We start from the raw sequence: 23637 nt of genomic DNA on the forward strand, positions 1-23637 counted from the left end.
GGCGTTTCTGGTGATGCTGCGTCGGGTCCTGCGTCGGGGTGTGTCGTATGGCGTCGGGGCATAAAAAAAGGGCGGCTCGCGCCGCCCTTTCCGATCGTTTTTTTACCCGGCTTAGAAGCTGGTGGTCAGCTTCACATAAGCCATACGGCCACGCGGGTCATGCAGCTTCGATTCAAAGCCACCGTTGGTCGAAACATACGGCGGGGCTTTGTCGAACGCGTTGATCACGCCGACCTGCAGGCTGGTGCCCTGAAGCGATTCCATCAGGCCACCCAGGTTCAGGGTATATTGCGCATCGACCGTGGTCATGGCGCCGACACGGCTACCCGGGTTCTGGTCATCGGTCACGCCGCTCATGTAACGGACGTAGAAGCGGATGTCGTGAACGTCGTTCACCCAAGCCGCCCCGAAGTTGGACCGCCAGCGCGGGGTCGGGCTGCCGAAGTTGGTGAAGTTCCGGTTGCCAGCACCGCTGATCGTACCGGCCTGCGGGTCTTCAAGGTCATACTTGTTGACATAGGTCGCATCCACAAACGGCATGAAGGTGCCGCTACCGGCGGCCATGCGGTATTTGGCCGAGAAGTCGAAGCCATCGGTCTTGACGCTCGACGCGTTCACATAGTCGACCAGGACCATCAGGATGCTGCCCGAGGTACCGAACGCGCGGACAACGCGGGTCGGGTCGGTCGGGTTATCATTCACCACCGACTGGTAGTTTTCCTGAATGATCACATCCTTGAAGGTGTAGTTCCAATAGTCGATGCTGAGGTCAAGGCCATCGGTCGGCTGCCAGCTGATACCGAAGTTGAGCGCGCGGCCTTTCTCCGGCTTCAGGTCCCGCGTGCCAGTGGACGGCAGGAAGCTGCGGATTGCAGCAAAGGCCGTACCGCCAAGCGGATCGACAACCTGGTTCAGGCTCGTGCCCGTACCCGACACCTGATAGACGCTCGGTGCCCGGAAGCTGGTGGAATAGCTGCCGCGAAGCGAGAGCTTGTCGTTCGGGTGGAACAGCAGCGACACTTTCGGGTTTGTCGTGCTGCCGATACCGCCGCCATAGCTTTCATGGCGGGCTGCCAGCGACAGATCTAGCTGTTCGGTCAGCGGAACCGAGGTTTCCAGGAAGACGGCTTTAGCCGTACGGTTGTCGCCAAAGTCCTGGTTACCGATGATGAAGGCAAAGCAGTCGCGGTTCGAGCAATTGTCGTAATCGCGGCTCCATTGTTCACCACGGACCTGCATCCCGATGGCAAGCCCGATATCGCCAGCACCGGTATGACCGACCGTGCCGGAGGCTACAGCATCGAAGACCTGGGTTTTCGAAATGCCGCGGATCTCCTGACGACCGATAATATAGTCCATGACGCTCTGGCTGTTGGGTGCCGTGGTGAAGGAGGTTGCGAACGGATTGTAGAATTCGCAGCCATTCTGCCCCGGAACGCCGGCCTTGCGATCACAGTTGCGACCACCGTAACCCATCAGGGCACGCTGGAAGCGGTCGGTTACAACATCGTTGGTGAAGATGTTGTAATGGTTGCCGGCCATGGTGAAGGCGACGTCATAAGTCCAGTCGCCACCGAGCGGACCGGTCAGGTCGATATTGAAGCGTGCGGTGGTCGAATAGAATTTGTTCGGAGACGCCGTCCCGCCGTTACCGATCGCACGGCCAAGCATGATGGCATAGGGGTGCGTCGGGTCCCAGAAGGGCGAGTTGAGGAAAGCGGCCGGGAAGTCCGGATGGTAAGCCGGTACGACAGCTTTCGCGAGTTGCAGATACGGGAACGTCGGCGAGTTGTTCCGGATAGCGTCATTGTAGGCATAGCCGCCTTCAAGACGCAGGGTATGGCCGTCACCGAGATCCTGTTTGACAGTCAGGTAGGCCTGGGTGCGGTGCTCTTTCGGTACCAGGTTATAGTAGCTGCCGAAATCGAAGCCGCAGGTGCCGAGGTCGAAGCCCGGATAGAGCGTCAGGCCGACATTGCGCTGGCCGCCGGCGGATTCACAACCCGTCGGGTCGATCACCGGTGCCGCACCAGCCCCGAGGCTTGCGAGGAAGGCATTAACACCCGGCAGATAGTAGGCGCCCGGGTTGCCGAGGACGGAGCTGTCGTCCTTGGTTTGGCTCAGGCGGCGTTCCGCGGTGGTCAATGGTGTCCGGCTATAGTAGCTGAAAGCACCCATGACATGGGTGTTGTCATTGCCGAAACCGAATTTACCTTCAGCCAGATAGTCGTCCTGGCTGCCTTGGTTGGTCACACCCTGCCACTTGCCCGAAAGCTGGACGCCCTGGAAGCTGTCGTCGGTGATGAAGTTGACCACACCAGCCACGGCGTCGGTACCGTAAATGGCGGCGGCGCCGTCTTTCACGATTTCAACACGCTGCACGGCGATCTGCGGCACCAGCGAGCTGGTGTCGACAAAGGCGATGCCGTCGTTGGTGGTGGTGGCACCGACAACCTGACGGCGGCCATTGAGGAGCACGAGCGTGGAAGCCACGCCCAAACCACGCAGGTTGAAGTTGGAGGTCCCTGTGGTGCCGTTCTGGGTGAAGGCATCGGGGTTGTTCTGGGACCCGGTATTGATGGTCAGTGTCTGAACAAGATCGGCGACGTTACTGGCACCGATATTGTTCAGTTGGTCTGCGCCGATCACCGCAATCGGTGATGGGCTGTCAAATTGGGATTTCCCTTTGATGTGGGTACCCGTGACCACCACTTCTTCGATTTGCATATTCGACGAAGTATCGGCCTTGTCTTGGGCATAGGCTGCATTGGTGGCAAGTAGGCCAAGGCAGCCGGTCGTTAGAGCGGTAGCTCTAAATAGTCTATGATGACGCATGTTTCCCTCCCTGGAATTAACAGCAGCTAATCTTCCTTCCCAGATATAAAGGGTTAGGTCGAAACGGCTGGGGGTCAAGGCAGGGATGATGCTATTTTTATGACAATGGTTGCGTGCCCTCCCAGTGTATCAAATAAACCACAGTTAGAGGGGGTGTTGACCCGGAAAATCCCCTATTCGGGGGTTACCATGGCTTCCTTCACATAGACGGTGACCTTGCCCGTTCCGAGACGGTAGTCGGCGTATGGCGTGAGGTAGGCGGAGATAATATCGGGGTCAATCGGCCTGTTGGGGTCAATCTGCTGGTTGGCGAGGATGGTGAGCGCGGTCAGGAAATCGGACCTGAGCTGCGGCTGATGCAGGCGGATATATTTCATATCGTCCGACTTATTGACCACAAGTGTCAGGGTGACGCTGACTTTGCCGCGGACCCTTCCCCGCTTGATCAGGGAAAACTTGAAAGGGGTCATGTCGATCTTGGGCAAGGCGTCTGTCTGCGAGTCAGGCGCTTTCTCGGCGCCACCTTCTCCGGCCCAGGCGGCAGAGGGCGTCATCATTAGGCAGAGCAGGATCAGAAGGGTGCGCATGATTTTCAAGTATCCTTTGTCGACCAGCGTGGTGCTTGTGCCTTTTCCTAGCATAGCCCGGATGAACGGTCCCCTAACAAATTGGCGGTTCCAACCAGGCAAGCTTGCTGCATATTGCGATTATTATTGCAATATGCAGCTATAAAAGATGCATATTGCAACAGATTCAACGAGTCTCAAAACGGCGTTAAAGGCGTATTTTTTGTAACCATTTGTTTTATATGAAGTTTCATTTTTTATGGGAACTGGCACAGGTCTTGTACCTATTGGTGTACCTCTCGAGCAGGGGTGCGGGAATGGGTAAATTTATTTACTCGACCCCCAATCGTGCACCTGTTCCCGCCTACCCCCTGCGAGGAAAACCCGTATCGGTTCGATACGGGTTTTTTCATGGCCTTTGTTTCGGGGGGGACCGCATAAATATACTTTCAGCCTGCCAAAAGGAGCCTGCTAGAGGGCGTCCCTTAGCTAAAATTCAGGAAAATAAGGTCGGATTTGTTGTGTCATTGGCCTTGGATTGGCCAAGAACAGTCAGGCAAACAAGCTGTAGGACGATGAAGAACTGCCCGCCGTCAAGCGCGCCAGGCCGGTCTGAAGGTTCGCCAGTTGCTTGGCCTGCTCGGGCGACGGGCCGCCGCCGGTGTTTTTGGTGCCGTTCTTCAGTTTATCGACAAGCGGGTTATAGTCCAGCGTCCGGTAGGCGCGCTCGATGGTCGAAATCGCCTTGTCGAGAAGGTTGAGCGTATATTTGGCCGTCGGCTTGTCGCCGATATTGATTGCGCCGCCCAGGCCCAGGCCGAACACGCCGCCAATGTTAAGGGATGGGTCTTTCTTGGCCGCGGCTGTCTGGGCAGCGGTTTTGATGCCATATACCTCATTACTATTGAGCAGCTTACCCGGCTGGATTCCGAGATGAGACAGCAGGTCGCGGCCATTCGCGCCAGCGATCAGGTCGATGGACTGGCCAGTCGCCAGGGTGCTGATCGTCAGCTTGTCGCCACTGGTTGTGGTCGCAACCGAGGCTTTCAGCTTGCCAAAGCCCGCGATGTTGAGCTTGCGGGAAATGTCCCTCAGGTCGTCCCCGGCTTGCAGGGTAATCTTGTGCTTGATCCCGCCGCCGAGCGAGAAATAGAAATAGTCACCGACCTGCGCGGATGTCTGTGTTTGGATATTCAGTGTCTGGGATGCAATCACGGAACCAGTGGGCAGGCCCAGGGTCGAAAGAACGGAGTTGCCCTTGTTGGTGAAGGCAATGCCGCCGCTTGTCTCCTGGGAAAGGCTCTCCCCAAATTGCTGGATATCGCCGAGGGTTCCGGTGGCGCCATCGACCCGGGCGACAAAAGCATCCGTGGCACCGTGGGAGACCTCCCCGGCGAACGTTCCTGACGTCGACCCGGCCACATAAACGGTGTTGCCCGAGACTTTAACGTCAGCGATGCGGTCCGTGCTGGCTGTGCCAAGATAAGTGGTGAAATTGGCGGTAAGGGCGGTGGTACCGCTCAAGGTTACACCGCTGACAAACCCGTCGAAGCCACCGGCTGCCGCGCCGTTCACTGTGGCGGTACCCCCGGCATTGAGGCTGCCGTTGGTGGTTGTGCCGGCGAGATAGACGCTGTTGTTGGCGTTATCGATGCTGAGGCCCTGGATCGCCCCGCCGCTGCCGAGCGCCCCGAAGTCGATGCTGGCGGTCTGGTTCGCGAGGTTGGTGCTGTCGATCCGGTAAACCTTGGCATTGCCGCTTTGTTCGGCCGCGACCACCAGGTTGTTGTTGCTGTCGACCTGGATGCCTTTGATGACATCGTTGCCCGCCGTGCCGAACACATTTGAATCTATCAATTTACCTGTGGTGCCGGATACCTTCAGGATCATGGCATCCTGCCCACCTGAGAAGCCGGAGGTCGCGCTGATGCCGGATTTGGTATAGCCGCCGACATAGATGTCGTTGTTGCTGTCCACGGTCACAGACGTGCCTGCGCTTTCACCGGCGGTGTCGAGCTGGTAGCGGAAGACCTCATCCCCGGTCTTGGTGTATTTGGTGACGAAAGCATCCTTGCCGGCGATGACGTCGCTGGTGGAAAGCGCACTGTCGGTCTGGCCGGTGACGATGACATTATCATTGCTGTCCACCGTCACGCCGTAGGCGCTGGCGTCGCCCGAAACACCCAGAAGACGCGAGAAGATGACATTGCCCTGGTTGTCAAACTTGGTCAGGAACACATCATTGCCGGTGGCGGTGTTGATTTGGTTGTTGAAGCTGCCCTGCGATTTGCCGACAACATAAACGCCGCCTTCGCTATCGACCGCAACCTTGCTGGCCTGGGTATTGGCGGTGACTTTGTTTTTGCTGGTAATATCGGTGATCGACTTGAGCGCATCGGCATTGGCCGTGGCTGTTGTCGTGGTCGAACTGCCGGTGACGGCGAGCAGGGCGGCGGATTTCATTTTGTCGCGGAGCGCGGCAATTTTCGGATCGATCGAAGTATTGGCTGTTTTGTCGTTGGCCACGGCCTGCTTGATCGCACTGCCTGCGATATCGACACCGGCAAAGGATGTGGTGTGGTCGACCGTCATGGTGCCGGAAAGGTTGCCGATTTCAGTGAGGCGGCTGGTAACCGGCGCCGTGCCGCTGACCTGCGCAACCGAGGAGGCAATATAAAGGCTTGGCGACGATGACGCTGCCGACAGGCTGATTTGTTCGGTTGAAACCCCGTCTACCTGCAAACCATATTGGCCGGTGGTCGTGTTCCGGTGAACACTGAACCGGGTCAGATCCTTCGGAACCGGGTTGCCCGTGGCGTCCAGGATGGTCAGAGACGAGATCTGAGTGTTGATATAGTCCTTGATGTTATTCAGCGACAGGGTGCCCGTCATTTTGCTGAGGTCGACGGTGATATTGTCAGTTACGCCGCTTTTGGTGATGGCGACGTTGAAGACTTCAGTGCCGGTCAGGCCGCTGATGGCAGCATTTGGGTCGTTGGTGATGAAGCTGCCGCCATAGCTGGTGGCATTATGGCCGGTCTGGATGCTCGTATCTGCCTTATAGGCTTTATCCCCCAGGAACAGGCCAAGCTTGTCCAGCTGTGTGTTGGAGAGATAATTGCGGACTTCGTTAAGCCCGGACTGGAACTGGGTATCGAGCCGTGCCAGCGACGTGGTCGGCGTGGCGTTCTGGGAGGCATATTCCGCCAATACGCGCAAATTCGACAAGGCCTTGTAAAGCGCGAAGGTCGCCTGTTTGTCGGGGTTTTTCGATACCGACTTCACTGTCGGGTCATTGAGGTCGATGAATTTGGTGAGCGACCGGGCCTTGCGGACCTGCTCATTCAGTGACGGCGGCGACTGGTTGGCCTGATCCTGCTGCCAGGGCGTCGTGATGCTCGAACTTGCGCCGCGGAAGTTATAGGCGGCGCGGTCTGCGGCCGACAGGGTCGAGAGACCCGCGAGAGCATTCTGGGAATCTATTGAGGCGGAGATGAGCGAATAATCGATCCCGACAATCGAGCTACCGCTGGATGTGCCAAACAGCCCACCGCTACTAGCGCCAAGGGTGCTTAAAAGGCTGCTCGAACTGACGGTTCCAAAAAAGGCCATGGCCTATATTCCTGTCTCTCCGCGTCTTATCGGCCTCGAGTTTTTTGCCGGGTGGGCAAATATTTCCGAGCCAAAAACCCGAGTCACTTCAAACGACTCGGAATTTCAGGCAAAATTTGCCGCCCAATTGCATTTGGGGCGATAAGTCACTAGATGTCATGCAAGGATTGTGACAATTTGGATTCCGCACGCACGGTATCCACGGCTGGCGAGGACCTGAATATGGCCATTGTATATGCACTTCTCGACGTAACCTACATGGCGCTGTCCATCTATCTATGGATATTGTTCGCCAGCATTATCCTGAGCTGGCTGACCAACTTCGGCATCGTCAACAGTTACCAGCCGTTCGTGCAGGCCGTCGGCCGTTTTCTCTATGCCGTGACCGAACCTGTGCTCAGGCCGATCCGGCGCCATGTGCCGGCAATGGGCGGCTTCGACCTGTCACCCATGCTGTTGATTCTGGTGATCTATTTTATCCAAAGCCTGATCCGTAACATCTATCTCCATGGCTTCTGAGGACGTCCTTTCCGCGCGCGAAGATGGCGTTCTCCTGCGCGTGCGCCTGACCCCGAAGGCCTCGAAGGATGCCATTGGCAGGGTCGAGGCTGACGCCGATGGCAAGGCATGGCTCAAAGTCTCGGTGACGGCGGTGCCTGAAAAAGGCAAGGCCAATGCAGCACTTGCAAAGCTGCTGGCCAAAAAACTGCGGTTGCCCAAAACCGGCATCCGCCTTATAGCGGGGGAAACATCCCGGCAGAAGACGCTGCTGATCGCAGGGGAGCCGGGGGAAGTGTTGCCCGAGCTTCTGGCCCGCCTTGAGGCGCTAGGCTAGAAGCCGCAGAGTTCGCCAGCCAAGACCTCAAGGGAGAGCCCAGCCCATGACTGCCAAAATCATCGACGGAAAGGCCTTCTCGGCCAAGGTCCGCGCCGCCGTCGCCACGGATGTTGAAACGCTCAAAGCCAAGCACGGCGTCACGCCCGGCCTTGCCGTCGTGATTGTCGGCAAAGACCCGGCGAGCGAGATTTATGTCCGCAACAAGGTGAAGCAGACCGCCGAAGCAGGGATGAACGGCTGGCACTATGAACTGCCCGCTGAGACCACGGAAGCCGAGCTTCTGGCCAAGGTCGAGGCGCTCAATGCCGACCCGGCGGTGAACGGCATTCTGGTCCAGCTGCCGCTCCCCAAGCATATCAATGAATCCGCCATCATCGCTGCGATCGCGCCGGAGAAGGACGTGGACGGTTTCCATGTCATCAACTCCGGCCTCCTGGCCACGGGTGGCCGCGCCATGGTGCCCTGCACGCCGCTTGGCTGCTTGCTTATGCTCAAGGACACGCTCGGTGACATGACCGGCATGAAGGCGCTGGTGGTCGGCCGCTCGAACATCGTCGGCAAGCCGATGGCGCAGCTGCTCTTGGATGCCAACTGCACCGTCACCATCGCCCACAGCCGCACGCGCGACCTGGCCGCCGAAGTGGCCCAGGCCGATATTGTCGTCGCCGCCGTTGGCGTGCCGGAACTGATCAAGGGCGCCTGGGTCAAGGAAGGCGCGACCGTCATCGATGTCGGCATGAACCGGATCCCGAAGGAAGACGGCAAGACCAAGCTGGTGGGTGATGTGGAATATGCCGCCGCCGCGGAACGCGCGAGCGCGATCACGCCGGTGCCGGGCGGTGTCGGTCCGATGACCATCGCCATGCTGCTCAGAAATACCGTGACAGCCACCTGCCGTCAGAACAATATTGACCCGGATGCACTTTAAGGCTGCGCTTTAGGGCGCCTCTGTACGGAAGGCCCGGCCGGGGCCGGTAGAAAAGGGGGAACACTCGATGTATGACGCTTTCATCGCTGCTTTCACGGCGCTTTTCGTCATCGTCGACCCCATCGGCATCGCGCCGGTGTTCGCCGGGCTCACTCAGGGCACCACGGTCGCGCACAAGCGCAAGATGGCGATCCGCGGTACCATCATCGGCACGCTGATCCTGGTTTTCTTCGCCGCCGTCGGGAAGCCCTTCCTCAACTCGCTCGGGATTTCCATGAACGCGCTTCGGGTGTCGGGCGGGTTGATGTTGTTCATCATCGCGCTCGAGATGGTTTTCGAGAAACGCGCCGAACGCAAACAGGAAACCGCCGACAAGCTCGACGAATATTTCGAGGATATTTCCGTTTTCCCGGTCGCCCTGCCTTTGCTGGCTGGGCCGGGGGCGATCGCCACCATCATGCTTCTGATGACAAGCTATGAGCATAACACCGCGGCGCAGCTCGCGGTGATGGCCGCCTTGGGCGTGGTGATGCTGATCGTGCTGATCGTCTTCTTCACCGCGGGCAAGCTGATGGACCTTCTGGGCCCCACGGTGAACGCGGTCCTGACCCGTCTTCTCGGGGTCATTCTCGCGGCCCTCGCCGCGCAATATGTGCTGGACGGCCTGAAGCGCGCCTTCATGGGGTGAGGTTTCCCGACCGGGCGGTCACGTGTTTGTGTGCGCCCGCCCCCTGGCATTGACAAGCCCCTTCCCTTGCCGCCACTCTGCCCGCTTCTATGCAGGGGAAAAATAGTATGAAGAAATTTTTATTGGCCTCGGGCCTGGCCCTGGCGCTTGCCGCCTGTGGCAACAATGGCGCCGAAGGCCCCAGTAAACCGTATCAGATGAATGCCAAGGCGCTGGGTGAAAGCATCAAGACGCTGGCATCGGACAAATTCGGCGGCCGCGGTGTCGGCACCGAAGGCGAGAAGCTGACCGTCGCCTATATGACCAAACAGTTCAAGGATGCCGGCCTTCTGCCCGCGAACGGCGACAGCTACACCCAGGACGTGCCGCTCGTCTCCATCGAAGCGCTGGGGAACCCGGACCTGAAGATCGAAGGAAACGGTCAAAGCCTGGACTTCAAATACCGCCACGATGAAGTGGTCTGGACCCGTCACGAAGTGCCGGAAATGTCCGTGAAGGACAGCGACCTCGTGTTCGTTGGTTATGGCATCAACGCGCCGGAGCGCGGCTGGAACGACTATGCCGGTGTGGACGTGAAGGGCAAGACGGTGGTCATGCTGGTGAACGACCCCGGGTATGCGACCCAGGACCCCAAGCTTTTTGGCGGCAACGCCATGACCTATTATGGCCGCTGGGACTATAAGTATGACGAAGCCGCCCGCCAGGGCGCCGCGGGTGCCATTATCATCCACCGCACCAAGCCCGCCGCTTACCCGTGGGCGACGGTGGATTCAAGCTGGACCGGGCCGAAGATGCGGACCGTTCAGCAAGACAAGGGCGCGCATTTTACCGGTTTCGAAGCCTGGATCACCACGGACGCGGCCGACAAGCTGTTCGCGGCTGCCGGGCTCGACCGTGCCGCCCTTGAAGCTGCCGCTGAGAAGCCGGGCTTCAAGGCTGTGCCGATGGGCGACCTGAAGGTTTCCACGAGCTTCAAGAATGAGGTCAAGCATGTGACCTCCCACAATATCGCGGCCTATGTGAAGGGCACCGAACACCCGGATGAAGTGTTCGTCTATATGGCCCACTGGGACCATCTGGGCACCGACCCTACCATGGAAGGCGACAATATCTATAATGGCGCGCTCGATAACGCCTCAGGCTCCGCCGGGCTCATCGAACTTGCCCGCGCTTTCGGCCACGCCAAGGTGAAGCCGAAGCGCTCGGTGCTGTTCCTGTCGGTGACGGGCGAAGAGCAGGGGCTTCTGGGCTCGGCCTATTATGGCGACCATCCGCTGTTCCCGCTCGCCAAGACCGTGGGCGGCCTCAATATGGACGGCCTCAACAACTATGGCCCGACGAAGGACATCACCATCATCGGCCTCGGCAATTCCCATCTGGATGACTATATCCGCAAGGCGGCGGCCAATCAGGGCCGTGTGCTCGACCCGGACCCGGAGCCGGAAAAAGGCGGCTTCTACCGGTCGGACCATTTCGAGCTTTCGAAGCATGGTGTGCCGATGCTGTACCCGGAATCCGGTGCCGACAGTGTTGCACATGGTCGTGAATGGGTGCGGAAACGCTCGGAAGACTATACCGCGCACAATTACCACAAGCCGTCGGATGAATATCACGACGATTGGGACCTCTCGGGCGCCATTCAGGACCTGAATGCCTACTATCAGACCGGCCGTATGCTGGTTGATTCCGGGGACTGGCCGACATGGAATGACGGCACCGAGTTCAAGAAAATCCGCGAAGAACAGCGCCCCGCTAAGTAAGCGCCGGAGACAGAAACGACAAAGGGCCGCCAATTGGCGGCCCTTTCTTTATGCTTATGACAGGGTATTAGCTGTTCGTGCGTGGGTCCGTGGCGGTGATGTCGGCGTCCCCTTTGGCGGTGTCGAACCAGGCGGCAAGGGCGGGGGCTTCTGCGCGCCAATTGAGCCCTTCGTGGCGGAAGCCGACATAATCGAGCGCGCACACGGTGGCGATGCTGCCCATGTGCCAGCCCTCAAGGCCGTCTGTGCCTTGGTCTTCCAGATATTTCACCGCGCGCAGGATCGCCTGCGTCCAGCGGTCCATCCAGAAGGCTGAAGGCTCGGCGTCCGGGCGGCGGGTCTCCATCGCCATGGCGACGGCGGCGTCCATGATGCCGTCGGCTACCGCCTGAAGCTGCAGCTGGGCGAGATAGTCATCCCCGCGCTTTACCCCGGCCATGTCGTTCAGAGTTTCGACGATCACCGGGCTGTCGAACACTGCCGCGCCCGCGTCTGTGATCAGCGCGGGCACCTTGCCGAGCGGGTTGGTGTTCGGCAGGTCGGTCTCCGGGTCCATGGAGCTGCCGACGATCAGCTCGATCTTTTCTGCCAATCCCAGCTTGCGCGCGAGCACATAGACTTTGCGGGAATAGGGCGAGGTGACGGAATAATAGAGTTTCATGCGCGGGGTCCTATAGAGGCAGGTGTGACTTCAGGAGGAGCAGGATGATGCTGATCGTCACCGCAGACAGGGAGGTCGACAGGAGGATGGTCGAGGCCGCCCGTCGGGCGCCGATGCCGTGCTGGGTGGCGAAACTGTAGGGGATCATCCCGGCGGGCATTGCGCCCACCAGCGTCGCCACCGCGACCCACAGGGTGGGCAGGCCCAACAGATAGTGGGTGACCAAGAACACGGCGGCGGGCAACAGGGCCAGCTTGATGACAACAGACGTGCCGGCCTGGGTGAGGTCACCCGCGATCTTGACGCGCGAGAGGGCCATGCCGGCCGCGAACAGGCCGACGGGAGAGGCCGCAAGGGATGGCAGCTCGAACAACCGGTCGAACCAGCGCGGGAACGGCAGCCCGAGCGCCGACCAACTCAGGCCGGTGATGAGCGCGATGATGATCGGGTTATGGCGGATGCTTTGGAACACGCGCTTGGCGACGCCGTCCTCACCTTCAAGCGTGCCCTTGCCGCGTTCGACCAGAATAGTGGTGACGGGCAGAAGCGTCAGCGAATGGAAGCTCATCAGCATCAGCAGAAGCCGCACGCCTTCATCACCGTAAGCGCCATGCATGATCGGGATGCCGACGAAGCCGAGGTTGGCGAAACAGCTCGAAAGCGCAAAGATGCCGCGCTCGGCGGCGCTCAGGCCGAACGCCACCCGCGCGATCAGCATGGACAGGGCATAGACCGTGTACATGGCGCCGTAATAGCTGCCGACCAGCAGGATTTCATTGGCATCCGGCAGGTGCCTGGGGGCGAGCGAGCGGAACAAGAGCGCCGGGATCGCCACATACCAGACAAAAGCAATGAGGACGTCGCTGGACCCGTCCGGGAACAGACGGGTCTTCCCAAGCCCGAACCCCAGTATCATCAGAAGGAATACCGGGGCGATGATGGTCAGGATATCAGCCACACGCCCTCACGCTCATGGTTTCGTTATTTGCCGCTCCGGCTGTTCCGGCGCGACAGAAGCTGCAGGCGGAGCGCGTTCAGCTTGATGAAGCCCTGGGCGTCGCGCTGGTCGTAGACGCTGTCTTCCTCGAAGGTCACATGCTCCATGGAATAGAGGCTGTAGGGGCTCTTGCGGCCAACCACATGCACACCACCCTTGAACAGCATCAGCCGCACGGTACCGGCGACATATTCCTGGCTCTTGTCAATGAGCGCCTGCATCATCTCGCGTTCGGGCGCGAACCAGAAGCCGTTGTAGATCAGCTCGGCATACTTGGGCATGATCTCATCCTTGAGGTGCATGGCACCCCGGTCGAGCGTGATCTGCTCGATACCGCGGTGGGCCTGCAGCAGGATGGTGCCGCCCGGTGTCTCATAGATGCCGCGGGATTTCATGCCGACAAAGCGGTTCTCCAGCAGGTCGAGGCGGCCGATGCCATGCTTCTTGCCGAGCTCGTTGAGCTTCGTGAGCAGCGTCGCAGGCGTCATGGACACACCGTTGATGGCAACAGCGTCGCCCTTTTCGAATTCGACCTCGATATATTCGGGTGCGTCGGGGGCGGTTACCGGGTTGTCGGTACGGCTGTAGACATATTCCTCGGCGCTGACCCATGGGTCCTCAAGCGCCTTGCCTTCGGATGACGTGTGCAGGAGGTTGGCGTCGACGCTGAAGGGCGCTTCGCCGCGCTTGTCTTTGGGGACCGGAATCTGATGCTTTTCGGCGAACTCGATCAGGTCGGTCCGGCTGTGCAGGTCCCATTCCCGCCACGGCGCGATCACCTTGATGTCGGGGTTGAGGGCATAATAGCCGAGTTCGAAGCGGACCTGGTCGTTGCCCTTGCCGGTGGCGCCGTGGCACACCGCGTCGGCGCCGGTCTCTTTTGCGATTTCGATCTGGCGCTTGGCAATCAGCGGCCGGGCGATCGAGGTGCCGAGGAGATAGAGGCCTTCATAGACCGTGTTTGCGCGGAACATCGGGAAGACATACTCGCTCACGAACTCTTCGCGGACGTCCTCGATGAAGATTTCCTTGATGCCCAACATCTCGGCTTTTCGTCGTGCCGGCTCAAGCTCCTCACCCTGGCCGAGGTCGGCCGTGAAGGTGACGACTTCACAGTCGTACGTGACCTGAAGCCACTTGAGGATGATCGAGGTGTCGAGACCCCCCGAATAGGCAAGCACCACTTTATTGATTTTGTCGGACATCTAACTCTGCTCCGTTAAGATTAACAGGCCGGGAGTATAGGGTAAGCGAAAGCTTGGTCAATCGCCAAAAGGCCTTAATTTTTGCGGGTTTCATGCAGTTTTTCTTGTCTCAGGGCCGCAAGCCACACCCAGCCCGCGTATTTTTCTTGAAAAAAGGCCTTGCCCCTGACGTAACGTCAGGCCTTAGGGCTTTTCCCTGTGGAAAGAAAACAGGTGTTTCATGCAGACAATGATGATCGGCGATCTGGCGAAACGGTCGGGCCTTACCGAACGGGCGCTCAGGCACTATGAAAAGATCGGGCTTCTTAACCCCCGGCGGACCCAGTCACGACAGCGGGTTTATAGCTATGCCGATATCCTGCGGCTGAATGAAATCCAGCTTCTCAAGCGCGCGGGCTTCACGCTCAGTGAAATCGGCGGGATGCTCGGCAAGACCGCGCTGGATGCCCGCGCGCTCCTTGAAGGCCAGAAGGCGGTGCTGGAGGCGGAAGCCGAAAAGCTCCGCGCGGGGGTGGGCGCCATTGAGGGCGCCCTCAAGGCCGTCGAGGCGGGCACCCCTGTCAATCTTTCCACGCTATGTCAGCTCATCAAATTAGGAGAACAGACCATGAGCGAGGAAAAGTGGCAAAAAGTATGGGACAAATTCTATACGGAAGAAGAACGAGAACGCTGGAAAGCAGCCAAGAATGCCGTACCGGACGCTGTTGTGCAGGAACATCAGAACATGTGGCCCGCCCTGATAGCCCGGACCGAGGAACTGGTGGCTGCGGGCGCAGATCCGACAAGCGACGAGGCACTTGAGGTCGTCGCCGAATGGAACAAGATGACCCAGGTGGTCTATGACATAGACCCTAAACTGGCAGGCAGCGCTGCCAAGCTTTATGACAATATGGACGCCTGGCCAGCGGACGGCCCGGCGCTGCCTTTCTCGAAGGAGGTCTGGGCCTTCATCAAGGAAGCCGGGGAAACCCTCAAGGCATCCCAGGTTGAGGCCTGATCCTTACACCCAACCAAGCGCGCTGTCGGCGGCGTCCACATGGGCGCCGTCTGCAGTTGCAGCCTTGGCCGCCGCTTCTTCACGGTCGCGCTCAGCGCGGGATTTCTTCTCACTGGCCGACTTCAGCTGGCCGCACGCGGCCATGATGTCGCGCCCGCGCGGCGTCCGCACGGGGGCCGAGATACCGCCTTCATACACAATGTCGGAGAAGCGCTGGATGCGGTCCCAGTCGCTGCATTCATAGTCCGACCCGGGCCACGGGTTGAACGGGATCAGGTTCACCTTGGCGGGCAGCTTGTATTTGCGGATCAGGCGCACCAGCTCCTTGGCGTCAGCGTCAGAATCGTTGATGTCCTTGAGCATGGTGTATTCGAACGTGATGCGGCGGGCATTGTGGGCGCCGGGGTAATCGGCGCAGGCCTGCAGCACCTCAGCGAGCCCGTATTTCTTGTTGATCGGCATGATGTCCGAGCGCACGTCGTCGCGCACGGCATGGAGCGAGACGGCGAGGTTGACGCCGATCTCCTGCCCGCAGCGTTCCATGTGCGGCACCACGCCGGAGGTCGACAGTGTGATCCTGCGCTTGGAAAGCTGGATGCCTTCCTCGTCCATCACGATCTCCAGCGCCTTCTTGACGTTGTCGAAGTTATAGAGCGGTTCGCCCATGCCCATCATGACGATGTTGGTCACCCGGCGGCCTTCGGTCGGGTTTTCCCATTCGCCGAGGTCGTCGCGCGCGACCATCAGTTGGGCGACAATCTCACCTGCCGTCAGGTTGCGGACCAGCCGCATGGTGCCGGTGTGGCAGAATTTGCAGTTGAGCGTGCAGCCGACCTGGGACGAGATACACAGCGTGCCGCGGTCATCCTCGGGGATATAGACTGTCTCGGCCTCATTGCCGTCGGCGAAGCGGATCAGATATTTACGCGTGCCGTCGTTTGAATATTGCGCTTCCACCACTTCGGGCCGCGTGATCAGGAAATGTTCCTTCAGGAGCGCGCGCACGTCCTTCGACACATTGGTCATGGCGTCAAAGTCGGTCACACCGCGGTGGTACAGCCAGTGCCATACCTGGCTCGTGCGCATTTTCACCTGTTTTTCGGGGACGCCAGCTTCGAGGAGCGCAGCCTTCAGGTCATCCCGGTCATAGCCGAGGATGTTCTTCTTACCGGTGGCTTCCGCCGGGTCGATACGCGGGGAGACGATCGGCTCTTGGCCGTTCGGGGTGATCTGCATCTTTTTAACTCCTGCCTTTAGGGCGCATGTCTTGCCCGCCAGGTCGCTTCAGGCACCGGGGCGTTCCACCCCGGTACGGGTTTATCTTGGCGCGGCTTATACGCTTCACGAAAGCTCTTGTAAAGCTGCTCGCCATAGGGGAAGGATGGGACAACCTATCAGGGAGTATTGATGCCGTGGATACTATCCTCAAAAAGAAGCTGGCCTTTGCGCTTATCCAGCTCGCCGCCGGGATCGCTCTTTTAGTCGGTGATTCCCTCGGTTGGTTTTCGGCCACTGTTTTTCCGTTTGTGATCATCAGCAGCGGTCTTTACCAGACCGTACGGTTCTATGATCTTCTGAAGGAGAGGAAACAGAAGGGTACTGACCGCTTCATCAAGGATCAGGCTCGCCAGTTGACCTATGCGGGTCTCCTGTTCAGCGCTGGCCGGAAAGCTGGTGCAGGGAAGGCCGAGATCGAAAAGCTCCAGCAGCTGATGGAGGAACGCTTTGGGTCCGCGCCCCTCTATCCGATGGTGGCCAGGGGTATCGAGGAGGCGGACGGCTTGGAAGGCAGGAAGTCTCTTTTTGAAGATCTGCGGCTGTTTTCCCGCAGCTTTGGCGCCGATACCGTGCAGGAGCTTTTGCAGCTGTTCCAAGGGTTCGCTCATGATCCGGTACTGAGGTCGCCGATGACTGAGCAAGCTTATAGCGAGCTGGAGGCTGTGCTGGAGAGCGCACGGGCCTGAGCCCGCGCGCCATTTTTTCCTTTATTCCGCCATCACAGGCACAGCCTTGGCTTTCAGCGCCTTCAGGCTGGGCGCATCCCCGAACACGCCGAACAGGGGCCGGAGCCACGAAAGCGGCCGGATGACATATTCATAAAGCCCGAAGCAGCCGAGCGTGGTGAGCCCCACGAGGGCCACGAACTCGGGCACGGCGCCAAGGTGGAAGCCGGACAGCCATACCCCGAACAGGATAATCAGCGTCTGGTGCAGGATATAATAAGGGAAGATCGCCCGGGTGAAATAGGTCAGCAGCGGGCTCGGCCGGTTGAGATATTCCTGGGCCGCGCCCAGAAGGCTCAGGATAACCGCCCAAGCATAGAGCACCTTGGACACCTGCGCGATCACGGTCAGCACCGGGTGGCCGTGCATCCACTGGGCCCAATGGCTCCAGACCGGGGTGAGGATGATGCCGAGGCCCACCGCCACGGTCAGGCACAGCCGCCACTGGCTTGCGACCACCCGCCAGAAGGCACCGCTTTTCGCAAGGAGCAGGCCATAGAGGAAGATGGTGAAAAAGTTGGCGTGGGCGTTCCAGTCGTCAATGAGCGCATGGGTCATCGGGAACCACATGTCGGTGGTGAAGCGGAACAGGATGAAGGGCAGGATCGGGATGATGAGGATACGCCCGCCTGACAGCAGGCGTTCGACTCGGTCATTATCGAGTCGTGCCGCCAGCCGGCGGAGCAGCGGCATCAGCGCCATGGCGACGAGCGTGTAAGCGATCAGGTACGCGACATACCAAAGATGGTTCCAGGTCGGCACGATGATGCTGAAGCTGTCATGGCTCAGGTAGCGCGGCCAGAAGGCGAGGATGCCGGGCTCGATCTCATGAAGCCGGAGCAGCTGGAAGTAGGATTGCGGCATCACGATCACCGCCATGCCGAACGCGAGCGGCACGAAAAGCTTGTAGAAACGGCTCCAGGTGAACTGAAGCGCCGGCGCTTTGTCGGCGGCGAAGCGGATGGCAACGCCCGATATGAAGAACAGAAGTGACAGGCGCCACGGACTGAGGAGCATCATCGGGGCTTCGGGAGCCGTGTTCATATAGGGGCTTTTGACGTGCCAGTCCCACGGCACATAATACATGCCGATGTGATAGAAGATCAGAAGCCCGAAGGCGATGACGCGTAACCAGTCAAGGTCATAGCGCCTGCGGCTGAGGGTGGGTGCTGTCATGACTCGGGTCTCCCGAAATTTTTGCGATGTTTTTTGATGTCAGGAAACCTGCCTGAGATGCCTGTCTGCCGCCAGCGCGTGGGGGCGAATTATGCGCCCGGCGGGATAAGCGGCAGGCGTAATTCGGGCCGCTGGGATGAGCGGAAAGTGGGCAGGGACAAGCGGTAAAAGCCCTGATTTAAAAGGCCTTTGCGGAAATTCCGCGCCGTAATAGACTGCCGTGCATGATTGGACGTGCGCTTAAAGCTTATATCGGCACCTACCGGCGGCATGTGGCCTTTGTCGTGGCGACAGTGGCGATAACGGCCGTCTTTACCGCCGTCAACAGCGCCTCCGTTATCAGCGATTACGCCCGGCTCGGCCAGCCCATCGCCTGGGGCAAGCCGGTGATGTTTGAGACCACGAGCGCGCTCGCGATCCTGATCATGCTGCCGCTCATCATCCGGGTGGGGGAGGTCTGGCCGCCCACCCGCGCCACGTGGCTCCGGCAGGTGCCGCGCTATATTTTGGCCAGTCTCATCTTTTCCGCCGGGCACGTCACGCTCATGGTCATCATGCGGCAGTTGCTTTATACGCCGCTCTTTGGGGGCAGCTATGACTTTTTCCGCGGTGGCTATGGCGCCATCCCTTACGAATATTGGAAGGACCTCCGCACCTTCGTGCTGCTGACAGGGGCTTTTTTCCTGCTTAAGGATGCTATGGCCGGGCGGGCGGCCAAAAAAGGAATGGCCCCAATCGAGCTCAGGAGCGGCGCTACGCGCATCTTGCTGGACCCGGCCGAGTTTCTTTACGCCAAGGCGGCGGCCAACTATGCCGAGATCATCACGCTCACCGGCGAAAGCCTCGCCCGCATCACGCTGAAGGAGCTTGAGGAAAAGCTGAAAGAAGGCGGGGTTCAGGCCGTGCGGGTGCACCGTTCGATGCTGGTGAACCGCGCCATGATCCAGACAATCGACCCGCTACCGGGCGGCGATATGAAGCTGGCCCTCAAGGGCGGCCACACGCTCCGCGCCAGCCGCCGCTATAAGGCGGGGCTTGATCAGTAAAGTTGCGTTTTAGGTGCCTTCCCAACCCAAGTCCTCATAGTGTCACCCCGGGGTCGTAAAGCGGGCGCTTGCGCCACCTGATCCCGGAGTCCATACGATGCTTGAACTCGCACGGAAGGCGGCCGGTTGAGTTGTGGATAGCGGGATCAAGTCCCGCTATGACTCAAGGAAAGAAATGGCGCAGAGTAAGATACTTCGCCTTAGTTGCATGCCTTCGTAATGGCGTTATAGGCGGCGGTGAAGCCCGAAAGGCTGTAGGTGTCGGTCGTCTTCGTGCCGCGCTGGCTGACGCCGTAGGCGACAAGGTGGCTGCCGGCCCTCATGGCGTTCACCATGGCGGTGTCATCCTTGGGGTCATAGGCCCAGGCGCCCTCGCCTTCGGTGAACAGCTCGAATTGGTGGCGGCCGTCGACGCGCACCTTCATGGTGCTGCCTTCCTTGAGCGGATAGCCGACGATGACATTCACTTCGTTTTTCACGTGCGCGGCCGGGCGGTGGCTGATGGTGATATAGATATCGCCGCGGCTGGCCCCGCTGCGGCTGGCGACTGATTTTTTCGGCATCGAGATCATGTAGCAGACCTTGGTGTTGCCATGTTTGGAAACGATGGCGTCCCAGTCCCGGTAACTGCCCAATAGTTCGCGCCCCGCTGCGGCGCTGGCCGGCAGGCTAAGCCCGAGGATAAGGGCGGCGAACAGGGTAACGGTTCTGGTCTGCATGAAATCAGTCCTCCTTGGTGTCTCGTTGTGTTTTAGCGCGTTTCTCTCTGCGTTCGAGGCGGCTGAAGCTGCCGCCGTGCACATGCTCAGCGCGCGGCTTTACCTCCTGGCCTGCCATAACCGGGCGTTCCGGGTAGCCCCCCAGAAGCCGGTGGCGATCATAGAGGACTATAGCACCCGCAGTCGCCACGTTAAGGCTGAACTTTGTCGGGATTTTGATCATATGGTCGCACCTGGCGGCCATGGACGGGCTCAGGCTCTTGCGTTCACCGCCGAGCACATAGATGGCGTTTAAAGGGTGGCGGAAACTCGGCAGGTCGACGGCATCGTCGGTTATCTCAATGCCGACAAGCTGGCAGCCCTCAGGGATCGGCACCTCATCCGCGCTCGCGTAGGTGAAAAAGGGCATTTGCCCCGCGCTCTTGCTGGTGTCGGTGACAGGTTTGGTCACCAGTTCGCCGGAGTGGGCAATGACCTTGGGGTTCACCGCGAAGGCGAAGCTGGCGCCAAAGGCATGGGCGGTGCGCACCAGGTTGCCGATGTTGCCGGTCTTCGAAACACCGTCAATCCCGATTGCGAAATAGCCGCGCAAGGCTCAGTCCTCCACTGTGGCGTTGGGGGCTTGCGGGTCCGGTCTGCGGTCACGGGGCCTTCTGGCGTCCGGGTGCAGCGCGGCGGTGACCATGAGCACAACCATGATCGCCGAGGTTATCAGGAGCGAGCCCTCCAGGTTAATCTCGAAGGCTAAACCCATAACGGCATTGGCGATGGGAAGCAACCCGATGGCCATAACCATGAAGATGCTCATCACCCGGCCGAGCATCCGCTCCGGTGTGATGCGCTGCAGCCAGGTGGTGAAATTGACCCACATGAAACTGTCGCCCAGCCCGGCGACGAAGAAGAAGCCCATGGCATATTCGTAAGGGTGAAAGAGCACCAGAAGCCCGAGCGAGGCGCCCGAATAGGCGAACACCCAGAACATGATGCGGAGGAGCATCCGCTCCGGCACGCTTTTCATGGTGCCGCCCGCGAGCGAGCCAATGAGCGCGCCGGTGCCGTAAGCCGCGAGCTCGAGGCCGTAGACCAGCGCGCCTTCCTCGAAACGCTGTTTGGCCAGCACGGGCAGGCCGACGAAGATCGGCGCCTGATAGAGGAATTCGAGCGCGGCGACCCCGATGAAGCCGAGGCGGATGCTCGGGTGGGCCCACACCCATCTGAGCGCCTCCATCACGTCGCGGACAAGCGAGGGACCGCTTTCCGCTTCGTCCTTCTTGAGCGAGCGCGCCCGTACGAACAGGAGCGTGACGAAGGAGGTCGCGAACACGATGCTGTTGAAGCCGAAGGCGCGGGCGAGGCCCAGCCGGTCGGTGGCATAAGTGCTGCCGCCCATGCCTGCCTCATGCCCGGCCATGCTGACGTGCCCCGCGATCACCAGGCCCGCGATCAGCGGCCCGAGGATGACGGAGAGATAGATGGTCATCTGAATCACGGCATTGCCCGCCTGCAGCTGCTCCTTGCTCACCAGGCTCGGCAGGATGGCGTTCTGCGCCGGGTAGAAGAAGGCGTCCACCAGCCCGAAGGCGAGCGCCATGATGAACACCAGCGTGATGTCGGCGCGGTCCATGGTGATGAGCCAGGCGAGCGCGAGCACGAGCATCGCGCGCAACAGGTTGCTGACCAGCATCACCGCGCGGGGGCTGGTACGGTCAACCACGGCACCGCCCGCGAGCAAGAGCACCGCCCGTGGCAGGCCCTGGACGGCATAGACGAGGCCGGTCATCGCCGGGCTGCCCGTCAGCTGCAGCGTCAGCCACGGGAAGGCGATCAGGCTGACATGGTCCCCGACCACAGACACAAATTGCCCGATCCAGAAGACGAGAAAGTTGCGATTGCGGAAAAGCTCAAGCATAAAAGGCATCCGTTTCAAAGCGTGGGCGCCACTCTGGGGCCGGGAAACGCTGGCGGGCAAGCCGTAACGGCCCCGTGGGTCACACATTCAGGGTTTTGAGGACAAGATGGCTGACAAAAAAGCAACAGATATGACAGAAGCCACATCCCAATCGGAAAAGAAGGCGCCGTCCGCGCTGACCCGGATCGCGATCGACTTCGGCCCGCTGATCGCCTTTTTCCTCAGCTTCAAGTTCGGCGGCATCTATACCGCCACCGCCACCTTCATGGTTGCGTCCGCGATCGCGATGGTCGTCTCACGTGTTCTGACAGGCCATGTCGCCACCACGCTCAAATTCACCTTTGTTGTCGTGATGGTGATGGGTGGCCTCACGCTGTGGCTGAAGGATGAGACCTTCGTCAAGATGAAGCTGACGGTCATCAACACCATCTTCGCGCTTATCCTGTTCTTCGGGCTCAAGACCGGTCGGCTCTATATCAAGATGCTGATGGGCACGGCGATGGAGATGGAAGAGGCCGGCTGGCGCCTCCTCACCCGTAACTATGCCATCTTCCTGGCGGTGATGGCGGGGGTGAACGAGCTGATCTGGCGCACGCAGTCCACCGACCTGTGGGTTGATTTCAAGACCTTCGGCTATATGGGCATCATGATCATCTTCCTGTTCGCGCAGGCGCCTGTCCTCGCCAAATATATGCCACAGGAAGAAAAGTCCGACAAAGACGAAGGCTGAGGGCGTCCGTCAGGCCTGTTCCCAGCCTTCGGGGTTGGTGAAGGGGACGATGCTGTCCTGGTCCATCACCGCCCGGTAATGGTTCAAGACCCAATGGACGCTCGGGAAGGCGAGCTCGTCCCACGGGATGTCCTCCCACGCGAACAGGCCGACCTCGAGGCTTTCATAGCCCGGCGCGAACTCAGGGCTCGCCAGCCGGGCGCGGTACATCATTTGCACCTGGCTGATGCGGCGGACCGAATAAACCGCCAGCAGGTCGCGGATTTCGATGCGGGCTGTCGCTTCTTCATAAGCCTCACGCACCGCGCCTTCGGCCGGGGCTTCGCCGAGCTCCAGAAAGCCTGCCGGGATGGTCCATTTACCATGCTGGGGGTTGATCGCGCGCCTGCACAGCATGATCTTGCCGTCATGCTCGACCACCGAACCGGTGATGATGCGCGGGTTCTCGTAAGCGATAAAACCGCAGTCCTTGCAGACGAGCCGTTCGCGCTCGTCGCCTTCAGGCACGGTTTCGTGGAAGTTCGCGGGTCTGTTTAAGGGGTCAGCCATAAAGCATGATGGTAAAGCGCATTTGGCCGCCGTCCAGCGGAAATGAAAAAGGCTGACCTGAAGGCTGGCTTAAACCCGGATGTCGATGATCTGGCCGAGCGGCACATTGCGGCCGTTCGCGGCCTGAGTCGAAATCCGGCCGATGGGTGCTTCACGCTGGCCCGCGCCGAAACTTGTGGCGCGTTCGGTCGCGGCTTCGATTTCCGCGTCGGTTGAAAGTCCGCCGGTGCGCGGGTTCGCGCTTTTGATCAGCTGGCGGCCGGTGCCGGTTTCCGATCCCTTTTCAAAGGGGCTTTGCACGCGTGCGACAGGTTTGGCCGGGCCTTTGCCTGCCCGTGCCTGAAGCTGTGCCTGCAACTGGGTCTGCAGCCCGGATGCGTTTGGATTGATATCGACCATGGTCGTCGGACCCTGTCCA

Annotated in this window: 22 protein-coding genes; 9 read left to right on the plus strand and 13 right to left on the minus strand. The window is 59.8% G+C overall.

What is annotated here, in order from left to right; translation table 11 throughout:
• Positions 1–111 precede the first annotated feature (111 nt).
• The 3 genes from K6118_RS03260 to K6118_RS03270 all read right to left on the minus strand — a co-directional run bounded on the left by K6118_RS03260 (position 112) and on the right by K6118_RS03270 (position 7013).
• The gene (locus K6118_RS03260) at positions 112–2727 is read right to left on the minus strand and encodes a TonB-dependent receptor domain-containing protein (protein WP_247118788.1); all 2616 of its coding nucleotides are present in this window, start codon (positions 2725–2727) and stop codon (positions 112–114) included.
• A 281-nt stretch (positions 2728–3008) separates the two neighbouring features.
• Complete coding sequence (locus tag K6118_RS03265) at positions 3009–3422, minus strand: flagellar basal body-associated FliL family protein (protein ID WP_247118789.1); 414 nt, start codon at positions 3420–3422, stop codon at positions 3009–3011.
• Between the two features lie 531 nt (positions 3423–3953).
• Complete coding sequence (locus tag K6118_RS03270; protein ID WP_247118790.1) at positions 3954–7013, minus strand: SBBP repeat-containing protein; 3060 nt, start codon at positions 7011–7013, stop codon at positions 3954–3956.
• A 222-nt stretch (positions 7014–7235) separates the two neighbouring features.
• Here K6118_RS03270 and K6118_RS03275 point away from each other — a divergent pair, with 222 nt between their 5' ends.
• The 5 genes from K6118_RS03275 to K6118_RS03295 all read left to right on the plus strand — a co-directional run bounded on the left by K6118_RS03275 (position 7236) and on the right by K6118_RS03295 (position 11227).
• Positions 7236–7532, plus strand: coding sequence for a YggT family protein (locus K6118_RS03275; protein WP_281500572.1), 297 nt, complete (start codon positions 7236–7238; stop codon positions 7530–7532).
• Entirely contained in the window at positions 7522–7848 is a 327-nt protein-coding gene (locus tag K6118_RS03280) for an ACR/YggU family protein (protein WP_247118791.1), read from the plus strand. Before K6118_RS03275 ends, K6118_RS03280 begins: the two co-directional genes overlap by 11 nt.
• A 46-nt stretch (positions 7849–7894) precedes the next feature.
• On the plus strand, positions 7895–8779 hold the full coding sequence (gene folD / locus K6118_RS03285; protein WP_247118792.1) for a bifunctional methylenetetrahydrofolate dehydrogenase/methenyltetrahydrofolate cyclohydrolase FolD: 885 nt from the start codon (positions 7895–7897) through the stop codon (positions 8777–8779).
• Positions 8780–8846: 67 nt separating this feature from the next.
• On the plus strand, positions 8847–9467 hold the full coding sequence (locus tag K6118_RS03290; RefSeq protein ID WP_247118793.1) for a MarC family protein: 621 nt from the start codon (positions 8847–8849) through the stop codon (positions 9465–9467).
• Positions 9468–9574: 107 nt separating this feature from the next.
• On the plus strand, positions 9575–11227 hold the full coding sequence (locus tag K6118_RS03295; protein WP_247118794.1) for a M28 family metallopeptidase: 1653 nt from the start codon (positions 9575–9577) through the stop codon (positions 11225–11227).
• A gap of 67 nt (positions 11228–11294) precedes the next feature.
• Here the strand turns inward: K6118_RS03295 and K6118_RS03300 are convergent, their stop codons facing one another.
• From K6118_RS03300 to K6118_RS03310, 3 genes are read right to left on the minus strand one after another with little or no spacing between them, the layout of a single operon-like run.
• Positions 11295–11888 (minus strand): glutathione S-transferase N-terminal domain-containing protein, encoded by a 594-nt coding sequence (locus K6118_RS03300; RefSeq protein ID WP_247118795.1) that lies wholly within the window; start codon positions 11886–11888, stop codon positions 11295–11297.
• A gap of 10 nt (positions 11889–11898) precedes the next feature.
• Entirely contained in the window at positions 11899–12846 is a 948-nt protein-coding gene (locus K6118_RS03305; protein WP_247118796.1) for an AEC family transporter, read from the minus strand.
• A 23-nt stretch (positions 12847–12869) separates the two neighbouring features.
• Positions 12870–14090: an argininosuccinate synthase gene (locus K6118_RS03310; protein WP_247118797.1), complete on the minus strand. Its 1221-nt coding sequence runs from the start codon at positions 14088–14090 to the stop codon at positions 12870–12872.
• 220 nt (positions 14091–14310) lie between these two features.
• Between K6118_RS03310 and K6118_RS03315 the strand changes: the two genes are divergently transcribed.
• Complete coding sequence (locus tag K6118_RS03315; RefSeq protein ID WP_247118798.1) at positions 14311–15087, plus strand: MerR family transcriptional regulator; 777 nt, start codon at positions 14311–14313, stop codon at positions 15085–15087.
• Positions 15088–15090: 3 nt separating this feature from the next.
• Here K6118_RS03315 and rlmN read toward each other — a convergent pair whose 3' ends face one another.
• A complete protein-coding gene (gene rlmN, locus K6118_RS03320; protein ID WP_247118799.1) occupies positions 15091–16323 on the minus strand; it encodes a dual-specificity RNA methyltransferase RlmN in 1233 nt (410 codons plus the stop codon).
• Between the two features lie 176 nt (positions 16324–16499).
• Between rlmN and K6118_RS03325 the strand changes: the two genes are divergently transcribed.
• Positions 16500–17051: a hypothetical protein gene (locus K6118_RS03325; protein ID WP_247118800.1), complete on the plus strand. Its 552-nt coding sequence runs from the start codon at positions 16500–16502 to the stop codon at positions 17049–17051.
• A gap of 21 nt (positions 17052–17072) precedes the next feature.
• On the opposite strand, the gene K6118_RS03330 is transcribed toward K6118_RS03325, so the two are convergent.
• A complete protein-coding gene (locus K6118_RS03330) occupies positions 17073–18266 on the minus strand; it encodes an acyltransferase family protein (RefSeq protein WP_247118801.1) in 1194 nt (397 codons plus the stop codon).
• Between the two features lie 224 nt (positions 18267–18490).
• On the opposite strand from K6118_RS03330, the gene K6118_RS03335 reads away from it, so the two are divergent.
• Positions 18491–19312, plus strand: a complete 822-nt coding sequence (locus K6118_RS03335) for a LytTR family DNA-binding domain-containing protein (protein ID WP_247118802.1) — start codon at positions 18491–18493, stop codon at positions 19310–19312.
• A gap of 200 nt (positions 19313–19512) precedes the next feature.
• Here the strand turns inward: K6118_RS03335 and K6118_RS03340 are convergent, their stop codons facing one another.
• From K6118_RS03340 to K6118_RS03350, 3 genes are read right to left on the minus strand one after another with little or no spacing between them, the layout of a single operon-like run.
• On the minus strand, positions 19513–20031 hold the full coding sequence (locus K6118_RS03340) for an invasion associated locus B family protein (protein WP_247118803.1): 519 nt from the start codon (positions 20029–20031) through the stop codon (positions 19513–19515).
• Positions 20032–20035: 4 nt separating this feature from the next.
• Positions 20036–20623, minus strand: coding sequence for an RNA methyltransferase (locus K6118_RS03345; protein WP_247118804.1), 588 nt, complete (start codon positions 20621–20623; stop codon positions 20036–20038).
• Positions 20624–20626: 3 nt separating this feature from the next.
• The gene (locus K6118_RS03350; protein WP_247118805.1) at positions 20627–21940 is read right to left on the minus strand and encodes an MFS transporter; all 1314 of its coding nucleotides are present in this window, start codon (positions 21938–21940) and stop codon (positions 20627–20629) included.
• A 106-nt stretch (positions 21941–22046) separates the two neighbouring features.
• Here K6118_RS03350 and ispZ point away from each other — a divergent pair, with 106 nt between their 5' ends.
• Positions 22047–22670, plus strand: coding sequence for a septation protein IspZ (gene ispZ, locus K6118_RS03355; protein WP_247118806.1), 624 nt, complete (start codon positions 22047–22049; stop codon positions 22668–22670).
• Positions 22671–22679: 9 nt separating this feature from the next.
• Here the strand turns inward: ispZ and K6118_RS03360 are convergent, their stop codons facing one another.
• Positions 22680–23219, minus strand: coding sequence for an NUDIX hydrolase (locus tag K6118_RS03360; protein WP_247118807.1), 540 nt, complete (start codon positions 23217–23219; stop codon positions 22680–22682).
• Positions 23220–23288: 69 nt separating this feature from the next.
• Positions 23289–23618 carry a hypothetical protein gene (locus K6118_RS03365; protein ID WP_247118808.1) on the minus strand — a complete coding sequence of 110 codons (330 nt, stop codon included), beginning with the start codon at positions 23616–23618 and terminating at the stop codon, positions 23289–23291.
• Positions 23619–23637: the final 19 nt, after the last annotated feature.

The organism is Kordiimonas marina (assembly GCF_023006325.1).
GTDB lineage: Bacteria > Pseudomonadota > Alphaproteobacteria > Sphingomonadales > Kordiimonadaceae > Kordiimonas > Kordiimonas marina.

Excerpts from the sequence above, each read along its gene's own strand:
- K6118_RS03260 (WP_247118788.1), bottom strand. The coding sequence starts at position 2,727 with ATGCAAATCGAAGAAGTGGTGGTCACGGGTACCCACATCAAAGGGAAA.
- K6118_RS03265 (WP_247118789.1), bottom strand. The coding sequence starts at position 3,422 with ATGCGCACCCTTCTGATCCTGCTCTGCCTAATGATGACGCCCTCTGCC.
- K6118_RS03270 (WP_247118790.1), bottom strand. The coding sequence starts at position 7,013 with ATGGCCTTTTTTGGAACCGTCAGTTCGAGCAGCCTTTTAAGCACCCTT.
- K6118_RS03275 (WP_281500572.1), top strand. The coding sequence starts at position 7,236 with ATGGCCATTGTATATGCACTTCTCGACGTAACCTACATGGCGCTGTCC.
- K6118_RS03280 (WP_247118791.1), top strand. The coding sequence starts at position 7,522 with ATGGCTTCTGAGGACGTCCTTTCCGCGCGCGAAGATGGCGTTCTCCTG.
- folD (WP_247118792.1), top strand. The coding sequence starts at position 7,895 with ATGACTGCCAAAATCATCGACGGAAAGGCCTTCTCGGCCAAGGTCCGC.
- K6118_RS03290 (WP_247118793.1), top strand. The coding sequence starts at position 8,847 with ATGTATGACGCTTTCATCGCTGCTTTCACGGCGCTTTTCGTCATCGTC.
- K6118_RS03295 (WP_247118794.1), top strand. The coding sequence starts at position 9,575 with ATGAAGAAATTTTTATTGGCCTCGGGCCTGGCCCTGGCGCTTGCCGCC.
- K6118_RS03300 (WP_247118795.1), bottom strand. The coding sequence starts at position 11,888 with ATGAAACTCTATTATTCCGTCACCTCGCCCTATTCCCGCAAAGTCTAT.
- K6118_RS03310 (WP_247118797.1), bottom strand. The coding sequence starts at position 14,090 with ATGTCCGACAAAATCAATAAAGTGGTGCTTGCCTATTCGGGGGGTCTC.
- K6118_RS03315 (WP_247118798.1), top strand. The coding sequence starts at position 14,311 with ATGCAGACAATGATGATCGGCGATCTGGCGAAACGGTCGGGCCTTACC.
- rlmN (WP_247118799.1), bottom strand. The coding sequence starts at position 16,323 with ATGCAGATCACCCCGAACGGCCAAGAGCCGATCGTCTCCCCGCGTATC.
- K6118_RS03330 (WP_247118801.1), bottom strand. The coding sequence starts at position 18,266 with ATGACAGCACCCACCCTCAGCCGCAGGCGCTATGACCTTGACTGGTTA.
- K6118_RS03335 (WP_247118802.1), top strand. The coding sequence starts at position 18,491 with ATGATTGGACGTGCGCTTAAAGCTTATATCGGCACCTACCGGCGGCAT.
- K6118_RS03340 (WP_247118803.1), bottom strand. The coding sequence starts at position 20,031 with ATGCAGACCAGAACCGTTACCCTGTTCGCCGCCCTTATCCTCGGGCTT.
- K6118_RS03350 (WP_247118805.1), bottom strand. The coding sequence starts at position 21,940 with ATGCTTGAGCTTTTCCGCAATCGCAACTTTCTCGTCTTCTGGATCGGG.
- ispZ (WP_247118806.1), top strand. The coding sequence starts at position 22,047 with ATGGCTGACAAAAAAGCAACAGATATGACAGAAGCCACATCCCAATCG.
- K6118_RS03360 (WP_247118807.1), bottom strand. The coding sequence starts at position 23,219 with ATGGCTGACCCCTTAAACAGACCCGCGAACTTCCACGAAACCGTGCCT.
- K6118_RS03365 (WP_247118808.1), bottom strand. The coding sequence starts at position 23,618 with ATGGTCGATATCAATCCAAACGCATCCGGGCTGCAGACCCAGTTGCAG.